This window comes from Methanobrevibacter sp. (assembly GCF_045120835.1).
GTDB lineage: Archaea > Methanobacteriota > Methanobacteria > Methanobacteriales > Methanobacteriaceae > Methanocatella.
Genome location: NZ_JBGVFE010000026.1, coordinates 52,633 through 66,191, shown reverse-complemented (window position 1 = coordinate 66,191; position 13,559 = coordinate 52,633). Strand labels below are relative to the sequence as shown.

Sequence of the window (13,559 nt, the reverse complement as noted above, 5' to 3'; positions counted from 1 at the left end):
GGTTATACGGTCAATACCGAATGAAGGCTCAATGACATGGGGAACAATCTTTTCTCCGGTTATTTCCTCTTCAACATCTTCAAAGATAAGCAAATCTTCGCTGACTTCGTAAACCTTATCCAATTCAACGGTAAATTTACCGTCTTTTTCTATTGCATCTTTAATCTCTTCAACACTTGCATCTTCAATTGCTTTTTTTACTTTAGGGGAATCTCCTTTAAAGATAGGTCCAAATTTGGACAGGTTAGGTTTTACAACAGTCTTTTGAACCTTTTTAGGTTCATCGAATTCCATGAATACGTTCATTTCTTCGTTACTGTACTTGTTGTGTGAGGATAAATCGTAATCTCCCCTGTCGGCAATTCCGATGATTTCAACCCAACCATATTTGTCGGTTTTAACCTCAACGTCCCAGCAGTCAAGGGCATAATGGGCCATTTCTCCTTTTAAGTGTTGTCTGAATCTTAAAACATCTTCCGGAATTCCGATTTCAGTCAAGAATTTGCGTGCAAGATATAACTGGTAAATTAACATCTCGTTGGCGACAATGCCTTCATCCAATGCCTCACGTGCTGTGATTTCCAAAGGCTCCAAGTCTTTTTCCTGAACTTCCTGTGAATTTAAGCGTAAGACAACGTCTTCAATCTGTGAAAATTTCGGATGGGTCTTGTCCTGAGGGTTTAAAAAGATTTCTGCTTCAGCTTGTGTAAATTCTCTGAGTCTGATTACTCCTTGTCTTGGAGAAATTTCATTTCTGTATGCTTTTCCAAGTTGAACGACTCCAAATGGCAATTTTCCTCTGAAAAACCTTTCCAAACGTTTGAATAAAATGAATATTCCCTGTGCAGTTTCAGGCCTCATGTAACCTACTTTATCCCCTTTGGCACCGATTTCGGTTTTAAACATCAGGTTGTAATTCCAGATGTTGGACAGTTTTCCTCCACATTCGGGACAGACAATATTATTGTCAATGACAATCTGGTCAAGCTCTTCATTTTCCAGGCTTTCCACATCCTCTCCAATCACTTCTTCGATAATGTGGTCGGCTCTGAATACTTCTCCACACTCTTCACATTTACACATTGGGTCGGTAAAGTTATCGACATGTCCGGATGCCTTTAGAACTTCCTTCGGCATTACGGTAGGTCCTTCTATTTCGTAAAAGCCTTCGCCTGAAACGTATTGCTTTCTCCATTTTTGCATGATTTTGTTTTTAAGGCTTGCTCCGAGGGGTCCGTAATCAGTAAAACCGGAAACTCCGGAGTATATCTCAAAGGATGGCCATAAAAATCCTCTTTTGGCACTGACATTTGACATTTTATCGTGATTCATAAATATTGGCTCCTAATCTTTTTTTAATTCATAATCTTGTTTAACTCTGCTGCTTTCTGGGCGAGTCTGACCCATATATTTGCTATTTCTATCAGGGTGTCCATAAGGCAATTCAGAGGGAGTGGTCATGGTTTCAAATACAATCTGACATACTCTTTGGCCGGGATAAAGGGCTACCGGCATTGCTCCGATGTTGGATATTTCCAAAGTGATTTTTCCTTCAAAACCTGGGTCGATAAATCCTGCAGTAACGTGCATTGTAACTCCTAATCTTCCCATGCTTGAACGGCCTTCCACTCTTGCAACAAGGTCATCAGGTATTTTGACATACTCCAATGTTGTGGCAAGGGCAAATTCATTTGGGTGGATTATAAATGCTTCGCCTTTTTCGACGGTTGTTGATTCCATATATGATGCAACCTCTTCTTCATCTTTAGGGTCGATATATGGTTTTCTAATCACTTTGAATACCTTAAATTCATCTCCCAATCTCATGTCAATGGAAGATGGCTGTATCTGCTTTTCATCTTCAAGAGGGTCAAATCCTATTTTCCCTTCTTTTAAATATTCTCTTATAGTTTTATCACTTAAAATTGCCATAATTTCACACAAATAATTTATAATTCTTTTATTTCAATTAAATCTTCCATTCTATTGACCACATTTTCAATGGTTTCATCATCGTAGTCAATTGTAATGGCATCAAATTTACAAACGTTAACGCAAAGGCCACAGCCTTTACAGGTATCATAATCAATGGAAATCTTATTGTCGTTTAAGCTGATTGCCTGGAACATGCAGACTTCATCCAAACATTTCTTGCATAATCTGCAATTGTCCTCATGAAGTTTCACTTCCACGCCATTGAGCTTTTCCAATTTGCCGCTTATGTCTTCGTCCAGATTCGGGTAAACTTTCCAAAGACAGCAGCACGGACAGCAATGACATATGGTCAACAGTCCTTTTCCAGGATGTATATTCATCCATACGGTATCAATCTTATTTCTTCCAATGATGTGGCTTAATCCGGCCGCATCGGCTTCATCCACATGTTCCAGTGCCTCTTCTACAGTTGCCTTTTTGCCTACATGGCTTGGAATCTTATTGGCTGTAGGTCCAAGGAAAATGCAACCTATGTCTTTAGGATAATCCTTACAGTCATTTGAAGATCTGCAAAGGCAGGAATTCATAATGACAATATCATCGCAGCGTCTGATAACATCCTTAATCACTTCGGTAGGCAGGAATTCAGAACCCTCGGATTCTATTTTCTGATTGATGTTAATTGTATTTGGAATAACAATAATTTCATCATCCTCAAAAAGAATCTTGTCAACTATTTTCTTGTATATTCTGGATTTCTTGGTAATCTCTGCTATCCAAAACCTCCAGTTGAAAATATATTTGAGGATAAATATACTAAAGTCTACAATTCTAGGCCTTCTCATTGTTCACCAATCTTATTTTTTAATCTTCTTAAAATTCCTTTCATAGTATGAGCTTCACGTCCGGTTATAAAGGCACGTGAAATGATATTGTTGAAAGTCTTTTTACCGTTTTTCTTTTTATGTTCCGGAATGTCCAGTGAATCTATCAGTGCATTCATATCCTTTTGCAGATATTCCTTTTCAAAATCGCTGCTTTCACTAAGACCTTCCACACCAAATTCATGCTTGTTTTTAAACAATTCATAAAATATGATTGCTGCGGCATGTGAAATATTCATTATCGGGTAAGTGGGATCAGTAGGTATGGATACGCAAATATCGCAGTCGTCTATTTCTTTATTTGTAAGTCCATTACCTTCCCTTCCAAATAAAATGGCTATTTTATTTGAAACGTTCATTGATTTGCCAAGTTCTTCCGGTTTTAGAGGAATTCTTGACAGGTTGTAACTTCCTCCAGCCATTCCTGTTGAAGCAACTTTAAAGTCAATCCTTTGGGATTGGTAGAATTCGTCCAGTGTCGGATATATTTTTGCATTTTCTACAATGTATTTCCCATGGGTTGCCTGATAATATGCTTCGTTTGTCAGTTTTGGAGGATTTATCAATACCAGATTTTTTAATCCAAAGTTTGCCATTGTCCTTGCAAGAAAACCAACATTTCCAGGAGTTTCACACTCAACAAAAACGATATGGATGTTTTCTTTAAAGAGGCTTATTTCCTCTTGTTCTTTCTCTCTTATGAGTTTGACTCTTCCGCTTCCTCTGGATTGAGTTTTGGATTTTGCTTTTTTTGCAGAAGTTGATTTCTTTTCGGTTTTGCTTTCATCTTTTTTTTCAGGTGAAGCCATAGTGGTTTCAACTACTTTTTCTTCACTTACAGCAGCATCTCCTATTTTAATCAACTCCTAATATAATTATTCGTAAGCTTTATCTAATAATTCCAGGATATGCATGGACTTAATGTCTTCACATCCTATCGCATCCAGACCGTCCTGCAGATTTAGTTTGCAAAACGGACAGATTGTAATGACGGCTTCAGCGCCGGTATCTTTTATCATTTCAGCTTTGGACTTTGACAGGTCCATTGCAATTTCAGGTTTTCCGGATTTTATTCCTCCTCCTGCTCCACAGCATTGGCAGGGATAAAGCATCTCTTCAAGCTCCACGCCGGGAATCATTTCAATTATGTCTCTTGGCTGGTCCTTAATTCCCTGTCCTCTTCCTAAGTGGCATGGATCGTGATAGGTAACCTTCATATCAACTTCATTCAGTTTAGATGCATCAAGCTTGTCTGCTAGAAATTCACTGATGTCCATTACATTCAGATTGGAGCCGAATTCCGGATGATTATTTTTTAAGGTAGCTCCACAGCCTGAACAGATGGTTATAACAGTATCATAATCTTTAAAGACTTCCTTGTTTTTGTCGACAAGATCCTGAACTATGTCGGTCTGACCGGTTCTCAGAAGCGGTGAACCGCAGCATACCTGGCCTTCAGGCACATCAATGTCGATTCCATTTTCTTTAAGTATTTTAACAAGTTTCTTTCCAGTTTCAGGGAACTTGTAATCAACCATACATCCGGTAAAGAAGGCTATTTTAGAACCTTTGTAGTTTTCCACTTCTTCAATGAAAGAAGGTTTGTCGGTTGTAACTGATCTTCCACTTTTTAGGATGTTTTCCTTGAATGCAACATGCTCTGGAAGCGGTCCTGAGCCGTTTGCAACTGCAATGGCTCTCATTTTCTCGATTGCATCACCGAATGTATTGATGTTTTTAGGACAAACCGCAAGACACTTGCCGCAGCTGGTACAGTTGTAAAGTCCATCATCCAAAGCCTCCTTAAGCCTATCAAACTTATCTCTTGGGTCACTTTCAAATTTTCTGATGTATCTCATGAGATAAGGTCCGCCAAAGTCTTCAGTTGCAATGTTGACGACAGGACAGGTTGAATAGCATGAATAACATTCTATGCAGCTTCTGACCTTTTTGGTTTCGGCCGAATCCTGTTTTGTAATGCTGGAATCAACTTCGCTGCATTCATGGTCACATTGAAGGGACAATTCCAAATCTTTAACCTTGGCTTCTATGCTTGATTTGTCGACAATAAGGTCTTTTATCACTGGAAAATTAAGAGGTTCAATAATCGCTCCGTCCTTTATTTCTTTCTGACAAGCTAAAGCCCCGTTTCCTTTAAACAATATTCCGCAAGATCCACATTGGCCTGCCCTACAGGAGCTTTGAAAACTGATGTCGGCATCATATTTGTCATTAATAGCCTGCAATGCATCTAGAACTTTCATATGGGGTGTTTGCTCTATTTCATAACACTCCAGATGAGGTTCTGTGTCAGTTTCACTATTAAATCTTGAAACGTAAACTTTAATCATCATATCCCTCTAAAACTGTAAGTTTATAAAACATTATAATATAATGTTTGTATCTTAACAATATATTATATTTACTATAATTGGATTTATCATTAATATCCGAGAATGCCACAATTTCTGTAAATGGTAAAAGTCAATCTACAGATATCGTCAACTGATTTTTAATATCAAATAAGTTAATATAAATGTTATTTGCAATTTAAATATAAGGAGGTCGAATAATGGATAAAAGAAAAATACTTGTCTTATCCCTTCTAGTATTATTTGTTGTTGGAATGAGCCTGAGTGCCGTTAGCGCAAGTAAAAATGTAAAAATTGGGAAATATAAAGTTAAATTAACAAATAGTGATATTAAAAAAATTAAAAATGGCAAACAAGTTACTAAAAGCACAGGAAAATATATAAAATACCAGGCTTCAGCTAATAAGATTGTCAAAGCAAAAGTCAAAATTTCAGTAAGCAAAAAATCTAATGATGGCGGAACGAAAAAAGGAAAATACTATGCTGAATCTTGGTCCAGTGCAGGACCTATTAAATTTCGATGGGTAAAATTATAAAATTTTTGCCCTTAATTCTTTTTGTTGTGGGATTTCTCTAAATGTGGGAATTCCGTGCATTTTTGAAAATATACTTATACTTTGAAATATTAAGTAAATATGTATAAATGATATTTTGAGGAAAATATAATGAATTTAAAAGAATTAGTTACAGGAGGGTCTGGTGAAAAACAGTTTTTGCTAGGTAATGAGGCTGCTGTTCGGGGAGTAATAGAAGCAGGTGTTTCAATTGCGGCCACATATCCAGGAACTCCTTCATCAGAGATTGGAAATGTATTATCAGTATTGGCTAAGGATGCTAATATTTATTTTGAGTTTTCCACCAATGAAAAGGTTGCCATGGAGGTTGCTGCTACTGCAGCCGCTTCAGGATTAAGGTCATTTACTTTTATGAAGCATGTGGGAATGAACGTTGCGGCAGATTCATTCATGACCACTGCATATTCAGGCGTAACCGGTGGAATGGTGATTTTATCTGCAGACGACCCATCACTTTTCTCATCTCAAAATGAACAGGACACACGTAACTATGCAAGATTGGCCAATGTTCCTATTTTGGAGCCATCAAATTGTCAGGAAGTCAAGGACATGGTTAAATATGCCTTCGATTTATCCGAACAGTTCGGTCTGCCTGTTATAGTTAGGACTACCACTCGAGTATCCCATATGAGGGGAGTAGTCGAATTTGGAGAGGTCAGGGACAACTCATCAAATAATGATAATCACTGGAAGAGAGGTCACTTCAACAAAGATCCGTCTAAATACGTTCCGGTTCCGGCCTTTGCAGGAGATATGCACATCCGACTATGGGACAAAATCCACAAAATTGAAGAAATCGCCAACAAAAGTGATTACAACATGGAAATCGCATTGGCGGATGATAAGAAATACGGTCTAATCGCTTCAAGCAGTGCATATAATTACGCTCATGACGTATGCAAATTCAATAATCTTGACATTGATATCCTAAAGCTTGGATTTTCATATCCGTTTCCGAAAGATAAGGTCACTGACTTCTTAAATGACGTTGATGAAGTATTTGTCGTTGAGGAAGTTGACCCGATTATTGAAAGGGAGACCTTGGCGGTCATCGGTGAGGAGAAGATGAATGTCAGTGTACACGGTAAACTGGACGATACGTTCCCTTTATATCATGAATTCAATTCAGACATTGTTGCAGATGGATTGAATAAGGTGCTTAACTTTAAAGAAGATGCTAATGTTGACTATTCATCAGGTTTGGAAAAACTGCAGGCAGACATTCCGTCCCGTGCACCTGTCCTATGTGCAGGATGCCCTCATAGGGCAATGTATTATGGAATAAATCTTGCAATAGAGGAGTTGGGCTTAAAACCTTCAGATGTAATATTCGCTTCTGATATTGGATGTTATACTCTTGGAATCAATCCTCCATATAATGCTGCTGATTATCTGTTGTCAATGGGTTCAAGTGTTGGTGATGGCTGTGGATTTTCAGTTTCAACAGACCAGAAAGTGGCAAGCTTCATTGGAGATTCCACATTCTTCCACAGCGGTGTTTCCCCATTGATCAATGCGGTTCACAACAAGCACAATTTTGTATTGACCGTTTTGGACAATAGGATTACTGCAATGACTGGAGGTCAGCCAAACCCAGGGATTCCTGTTGATGGAATGGGGGATGAGGCTCCTGAAATTTCCATTAGAAAACTTGCATTGGCTTGTGGATGTGATTACGTACGTGTCATTAATCCGTTTAACCTGGACCAGGTTGTAAAAACATATGTTGAAGCTTTCCAAAGGGATGATACTGCAGTAATTATTTCAAAAGCTCCATGTACCTTGATTAAAGGCTTGACCAAAAAGCCTCCTGTACAATTTGTTGAGAAAAATTGTAATGATTGTGACAAGTGCGTAAATGAATTGGCTTGTCCGGCTATTTCAAGGGTCAATGGAAAAATCACAATTGACGAATCCCAATGTGACGGATGTAATGTTTGTATACAAGTCTGTAAATATGGCGCTTTAGAGGCAGGTAGGTGATAATATGGATAATCATTATAGTATTTATATTTGCGGTGTAGGAGGTCAAGGAATTATTAAAACTTCTACAATTATCGGTGAAGCTGCAATGAATCAGGGCCTGGATGTGGTGATGAGCGAAATTCACGGAATGTCTCAAAGGGGAGGATCTGTTTCAACTGAATTAAAAATTGGAGGATACAATTCTTCTATCATTCCAAATCATGCTGCAGACATGTTGCTTTCCTTTGAACCGATTGAAACAATAAGGGGATTGGATAAGGTAAACTCCGAAACCAAAATTGTTTACAATACTCATCCGATAGTGCCATCTTCTTCTGATAAGGCGTATCCTGGTGTGGATAATATAACAAAGATTTTAAAGGAAAACTTTAAACATGTTCTTCCAATTGATGGAACTCAGCTTGCCATTGATGCAGGAAGTGTTTTATCCTTGAATATGGTTCTTTTAGGTGCAGTTACTGCTGATGATAAATTTCCGCTCACAAAAGAATCAGTTATTGATGCAATGAAAAACAATTTAAAACCTAAATTCCATGAAATGAATTTAAAGGCAATCGAAAGTGGATACAAATCTATCAAGGGTTAAATTTTATATAGTATTTAAATTAAAATATTAATTATATATGAGTTGTGGTATTATGGCTTACAAAATTGACAATGCTATTGTAAAAAAAGAGAGGGATGGTAGAATAACATTAATTGATCCGGAAAATGTCTTCAAAGATGAGGATGCATTCATTGCGATTAAAAGTGATGATTTGATAACTATTCAGCTTTTAATTAATGGTATTTTAAGTAATGATTTTCAAAACTGGAGGGAATTAGGTACCGTTCCCGAAACTGAACCTTTAAAAAGTCTTTTTGTACGTTTAGGTTATTCAAAAGAAGATATTTCAAATTTATTAAAAGAATTTTAGTTATAATTCTTTTATTCTTTTTTTTATCTATTAATTTTTCACGGTATTGAACAGATTAGTGTAGTTTGTTGAAATATGGTGATGAGGATAGTGATTTCTGAAAAGACTGAGGTCTCTTTAGAAAAGGTACTTTAAATCAAAGAAAGAATAATTTTTAGAAAAGAGTTAATCTTTTCTATAAATCCTTAATATCGTTTTCATCTAATATTTTAACATTGCTTTCTTTCAATGCTTCAATGGCCTTTTCCATATTTTCCAGTCTCATAACGACAATGGCTTCATCTGTTTTGCTGCTTACAAAGGCGTATAAGTATTCTAAGTTAATTCCTTTTTCATCAAAAACAGCTAATGTTGAGTTTAGGCCATTAGGTTCATCAGGAACTGCCAAAATAATGACTTCATTTTCCTTTACAATAAAACCGTCCTTTTCAAGAGCGGCTATTGCCTTTTCATTATCAGAAACGATTAATCTTAAAATTCCGTATTTTGTTGTATCTGCAATTGACAATGCACGGATGTTAATGTTTTCTTTTGCTAATGTATCAATAGCTTTTTTAATTCTTCCCTCTTTGTTTTCTACGAATATTGAAATTTGTTTCACTGCCATTTTATCACCTATTCAAAGTTCCTTTCATCAATTACACGTACGGCCTTACCTTCACTTCTTGGAAGTGATTCCGGCTCAACGATACTTACATCTACTCTAAGACCAGTTTCTGACCTGATGGATGCTTGTATTTCTTTTTCTACTCTTTCCATTTCTTTCATTTCATCTGAGAATAAATCTTTTGTAGCCTCAACCTTAACTTCCACTTCATCTAGGATGTCGGGTCTTGTTACATGAATCATGTAGTTAGGGCTTGCTCCGGAAACCTTAAGCAATGCCTTTTCAATTTGTGATGGGAAAACCATAACTCCTTTGATTTTTAGCATGTCATCGCTTCTGCCGGTGATTCTTGTCATTCTGACAGTTGTTCTTCCACATTCACATTTGTCTCCTATGAGTGAAGTCAAATCTTTTGTTCTAAATCTTAAAATAGGCATTCCGGTTTTTGTTAGTGAAGTTAGAACAAGTTCTCCCTTTTCACCGTAGTCTAGGGTTTCGCCGGTTTCGGGGTTTATAATTTCGGGATAGAAATGATCGTCCTGGATATGCATTCCGTTTTGTTCGCCACATTCCTGGGCAACTCCAGGGCCCATAACTTCGGTTAGACCGTAAATATTATGGGTTTTAATTCCAAGGGAACTTTCAATCCTTTTACGCATTTCATCAGTCCACATTTCAGCTCCATGTATTCCTGCCTTCAGATTAATGTCTTCAAGAGAAATTCCTGATTTTTCTCTGGACTCTCCAAGATACATTGCATAGGAAGGGGTACAGGTTAAGATATCACTTTGAAAGTCAACCATTGTATCGAGTTGCCTTTGTGTGTTTCCCGCTGAAATTGGAATGGTTATTGCTCCCATTCTATTTCCTCCGTGGTGAATACCGAATCCTCCAGTAAACAATCCGTATCCGTAAGCATTTTGGATAATATATTCTTTTTCAGCATCAGCCATCTTGAGTCCACGTGCAATGCATTCTCCCCAAATGTCCAAATCATTCTGTGTGTATGCGGTAACTGTTGGCTTTCCGGTTGTTCCGGATGATGCATGAACTTCAACGATTTCTTCACGAGGGACGGCCAAAAGTCCTAAAGGATAAGCTTCCCTTAAATCGCTTTTTGTTGTAAATGGAATTTTTTCAATGTCTTCAAGTGTTTTGATGTCTTCAGGCTTCAATCCGATTTCATCAAATCTTTTTTTATAAAATTCTACATTTTCATATGCGAGTTTTACGGTTTTTTGCAGTCTTTCTAACTGAATCTTATTTTTTTCTTCTTTGCCCATACATTCGGCTTTTTCATCCCAAAACATGATATCCCTATTTTAATAATTTTTTTTTAGCATGTTTAATTATGAATGTTATTTGATATAAAAGTTTAGTTAACTGTTTAATTTTTTGATTTCAATTTTAATTAGTTTTTAATGCTTTGATGTAAATATTGATTTAAACTCGTATAATTACAAAAGAATATCAATTTTTACTTTATTTAAGATATAAGGTATTTATAGTTTGTTATAATAAAATTTATATGGTGATTATTTTGAATTTAAAAATTGAAGAAGCTAAAAAAGAATTTGACGACAAAAATTATGTCGGAGCATTAGAAATTTTAAATGGCGAAGAATTTGAAGATGAATATTTCAAACTTGTCATGTTTCTTAAGATTGGCTGTTTAAGAGGTTTGAATCGTTTTGATGAAGCATTAATGGTAATCAATTCTGCTATTGAAAAATGCCCTTATGAGGATATTTTTTGGGCTCAAAAGGTTCAATGTCATTACTTCAATGGTGAAAAGAGGAATGCAGTCAGAGCTTTGGTTGAACTTGAGCGTATAGTTGATAGGAATGATGAAAGAGCTCTTGTGGATGTCTCTGAACTCTTTAGCTTGGTTGGCGATGATGAAAAAGCGTTGAAGTACTGTGATATGGCATTGTCTATTGATGGAGATTTTGTTGATGCCGTTCGACAAAAATCCATGATTGCAGGTTCTCTTAAAGATTATGACATGATGAGTGATTGTGCTGATAGACTTTTGGAACTTTATGATAAGGATATCTTAAAATTGTCGATTCCTTTCATGCTTAAATTGTTTTCTAAAAGATATGATGATGCTTTAAGTATTGTAAATAGTGTAGGTGTGCTTGATGATGAACATGAACTTTTGTTGAAATCTGCAATTCATAATGCTATGGCTGAAGATTTGAATATTGAAATCAGGACTTCTGCGCCTGTTGAAATTACGATTGATGAGGTTTTAAGGATTTTCATGGATTATCATTACCGTGGTGTTCAAGGGGGTGAAATTTGCGGGGCCAATTATTTGATTAGTGAAACAGAATAATGTACAAAAAAGTACATTAATGTATTATAGCAAGCTTTATATAACTTTGGATATAATAGATTAATTGTAATATTGATTTATTATATTTTAGAGGTAATTATTTATGGACGTAATGATTTTGGCAATCGTATTTATAATCTACATATTTGCGCTTGTTTTTGTAGGTTATTATGCGTACAAAAAAACCAATTCCTCTGAAGACTTCATGATTGCTGGTAAGGATACGCATCCATTTATCATGGCAATGAGTTATGGAGCTACTTTTATTTCGACAGCAGCTATTGTTGGTTTTGGAGGGGTTGCCAGTGAATATGGTATGAGTGTTTTATGGTTAGCATTCTTAAACATTATCATTGGTGTATTTATTGCATTTGTATTTTTAGGAAAAAGAACCCGTAGGATGGGACATGCATTGGGATCATTAACTTTCCCTGAGTTTTTGGGAAAACGTTTTGACAGTAAGTTTATCCAATATGCATCAGGATTGATTATTTTCTGTGCAATGCCAATTTATGCTGCAGTAGTATTGATTGGAGCTGCAAGATTCTTGGAATCATCCTTATTGATTGATTTCAGTATTGCACTTTTAATATTATCAATAATCATTACATTTTATGTATTGTTCGGAGGAATCCGTGGTGTAATGTATACCGATGCCCTGCAGGGAACAATCATGGTCGTTGCAATGGTGTTCCTGCTTGTATTTGTATATTGGCTTCTTGGAGGAGTCGACACTGCAAACACTGCGCTGACAAATATGGTTAATTTATATCCTGCAGACGCTATTGCAACGGGAGGTACGGGCTGGACGGCCTTCCCAGAGTTTGGAACACCTTTCTGGTGGTCACTTGTATCCTCAACATTAATCGGTGTAGGTATCGGTGTACTCGCACAGCCTTCACTGATTGTAAGGTTCATGACAGTTAAATCAGACAAGGAACTGAACAGGTCAGTATTGATTGGAGGAATCTTCATTGCAATCATGCCGACCACTGCATATATCGTAGGATCACTTTCAAATGTATACTTCTTCGATAAGTTAGGTAAAATCGCAGTGGATGTGGTTGGAGGAAACATCGACAAGGTCATTCCGACATTCATTACAATGGCGCTGCCTGAATGGTTTGTATATATATTCCTGTTATCATTGATTGCAGCAGCAATGTCAACTATATCTTCACAGTTGCACACACAGGGAACTGCATTCGGTGTGGATATTTACTCAGTACTGAGAGACAAGGCCAAAAGAAGATTGGATGACGTGTCAATTTCAAGAGTGGGCATTCTAATAGCTATTCTTCTTGCATTGATTATGGCATTTTCACTTCCGGGAAGTGTGGTTGCGCTTGGAACAAGTCTCTTCTTTGAAATCTGTGCTGCAGCATTCCTGCCAGTATTTTTAGGAGCACTTTACTGGAAAGGAATTACAAGGCCTGGAGCTATTGCAGGAATAGTTTCCGGAACATTGGTAAGTCTGTTCTGGCTGATGTTTGTATTCAAAAAGACTGCAGTTGGACTTGGAATCTGCAAATTCATATTGGGTGTGGATACAATCCTTCCGGCTGCACCATGGCCGTTTATTGATGTAATGTTGATAGCAGTGCCTGTTTCTGCAATATTTGTTATTGTTGTAAGTTTACTTACCAAACCTCCGGCTCAAGAGGTAGTTGATAAGGCATTCTCTCAAATTGATACAAAAGGAAGTGATGCATAATGGGAATTTTAGGAATTGAGGACCCATGGATTTGGGGAGTATATCTTGGAATTATATTATCAACACTTTTATGTATTGGTTATGGTATTGTAAACTGGAACAAAGGAGATTAGATTTAATCTTCTTTCTTTTTTTATTTTTCGTGCAGAATTAAATTTCAGAGCCCCTTTTATGAAAACTTAAGATTTTAGGCTTGAAGATATATATAATAGGATTTGAGAAGGAATT

Annotated in this window: 14 protein-coding genes; 7 read left to right on the top strand and 7 right to left on the bottom strand. The window is 36.7% G+C overall.

Going from position 1 to position 13,559, the window contains the following annotated elements:
• The 5 genes from glyS to tfrB form a co-directional block, all read right to left on the bottom strand.
• A partial coding sequence (gene glyS, locus ACJMLO_RS02770) for a glycine--tRNA ligase (protein ID WP_405293703.1) occupies window positions 1-1,332 on the bottom strand: 1,332 nt, incomplete at its 3' end.
• A 12-nt stretch (window positions 1,333-1,344) separates the two neighbouring features.
• Entirely contained in the window at window positions 1,345-1,932 is a 588-nt protein-coding gene (dcd, locus tag ACJMLO_RS02765; RefSeq protein WP_405293701.1) for a dCTP deaminase, read from the bottom strand.
• A gap of 17 nt (window positions 1,933-1,949) precedes the next feature.
• A complete protein-coding gene (locus ACJMLO_RS02760; protein ID WP_405293699.1) occupies window positions 1,950-2,780 on the bottom strand; it encodes a DUF362 domain-containing protein in 831 nt (276 codons plus the stop codon).
• The gene (locus ACJMLO_RS02755; RefSeq protein ID WP_405293697.1) at window positions 2,777-3,682 is read right to left on the bottom strand and encodes a TrmJ/YjtD family RNA methyltransferase; all 906 of its coding nucleotides are present in this window, start codon (window positions 3,680-3,682) and stop codon (window positions 2,777-2,779) included. Before ACJMLO_RS02755 ends, ACJMLO_RS02760 begins: the two co-directional genes overlap by 4 nt.
• 12 nt (window positions 3,683-3,694) lie before the next feature.
• Window positions 3,695-5,170, bottom strand: coding sequence for a fumarate reductase (CoM/CoB) subunit TfrB (gene tfrB / locus ACJMLO_RS02750; RefSeq protein ID WP_405293695.1), 1,476 nt, complete (start codon window positions 5,168-5,170; stop codon window positions 3,695-3,697).
• Window positions 5,171-5,391: 221 nt separating this feature from the next.
• Between tfrB and ACJMLO_RS02745 the strand changes: the two genes are divergently transcribed.
• From ACJMLO_RS02745 to ACJMLO_RS02730, 4 genes are all read left to right on the top strand, one after another.
• Window positions 5,392-5,727, top strand: coding sequence for a hypothetical protein (locus tag ACJMLO_RS02745; protein ID WP_405293693.1), 336 nt, complete (start codon window positions 5,392-5,394; stop codon window positions 5,725-5,727).
• Between the two features lie 129 nt (window positions 5,728-5,856).
• Complete coding sequence (gene iorA, locus ACJMLO_RS02740) at window positions 5,857-7,749, top strand: indolepyruvate ferredoxin oxidoreductase subunit alpha (RefSeq protein WP_405293691.1); 1,893 nt, start codon at window positions 5,857-5,859, stop codon at window positions 7,747-7,749.
• 4 nt (window positions 7,750-7,753) lie between these two features.
• The gene (locus ACJMLO_RS02735) at window positions 7,754-8,338 is read left to right on the top strand and encodes an indolepyruvate oxidoreductase subunit beta (protein ID WP_405293689.1); all 585 of its coding nucleotides are present in this window, start codon (window positions 7,754-7,756) and stop codon (window positions 8,336-8,338) included.
• A 52-nt stretch (window positions 8,339-8,390) separates the two neighbouring features.
• On the top strand, window positions 8,391-8,669 hold the full coding sequence (locus ACJMLO_RS02730) for a hypothetical protein (protein ID WP_405293687.1): 279 nt from the start codon (window positions 8,391-8,393) through the stop codon (window positions 8,667-8,669).
• Window positions 8,670-8,844: 175 nt separating this feature from the next.
• Here ACJMLO_RS02730 and ACJMLO_RS02725 read toward each other — a convergent pair whose 3' ends face one another.
• Both ACJMLO_RS02725 and ACJMLO_RS02720 read right to left on the bottom strand, forming a co-directional pair.
• Window positions 8,845-9,276 carry an amino acid-binding protein gene (locus ACJMLO_RS02725; protein WP_405293685.1) on the bottom strand — a complete coding sequence of 144 codons (432 nt, stop codon included), beginning with the start codon at window positions 9,274-9,276 and terminating at the stop codon, window positions 8,845-8,847.
• Window positions 9,277-9,284: 8 nt separating this feature from the next.
• Window positions 9,285-10,586, bottom strand: a complete 1,302-nt coding sequence (locus tag ACJMLO_RS02720; protein WP_405293683.1) for a phenylacetate--CoA ligase family protein — start codon at window positions 10,584-10,586, stop codon at window positions 9,285-9,287.
• Window positions 10,587-10,816: 230 nt separating this feature from the next.
• On the opposite strand from ACJMLO_RS02720, the gene ACJMLO_RS02715 reads away from it, so the two are divergent.
• The 3 genes from ACJMLO_RS02715 to ACJMLO_RS02705 all read left to right on the top strand — a co-directional run bounded on the left by ACJMLO_RS02715 (window position 10,817) and on the right by ACJMLO_RS02705 (window position 13,444).
• Window positions 10,817-11,617 (top strand): tetratricopeptide repeat protein, encoded by an 801-nt coding sequence (locus tag ACJMLO_RS02715; RefSeq protein ID WP_405293681.1) that lies wholly within the window; start codon window positions 10,817-10,819, stop codon window positions 11,615-11,617.
• Window positions 11,618-11,720: 103 nt separating this feature from the next.
• Entirely contained in the window at window positions 11,721-13,331 is a 1,611-nt protein-coding gene (locus tag ACJMLO_RS02710; protein WP_405293679.1) for a sodium:solute symporter, read from the top strand.
• The gene (locus ACJMLO_RS02705; RefSeq protein ID WP_405293677.1) at window positions 13,331-13,444 is read left to right on the top strand and encodes a symporter small accessory protein; all 114 of its coding nucleotides are present in this window, start codon (window positions 13,331-13,333) and stop codon (window positions 13,442-13,444) included. The genes ACJMLO_RS02710 and ACJMLO_RS02705 overlap by 1 nt, the downstream gene beginning before the upstream one ends.
• Window positions 13,445-13,559 lie beyond the last annotated feature (115 nt).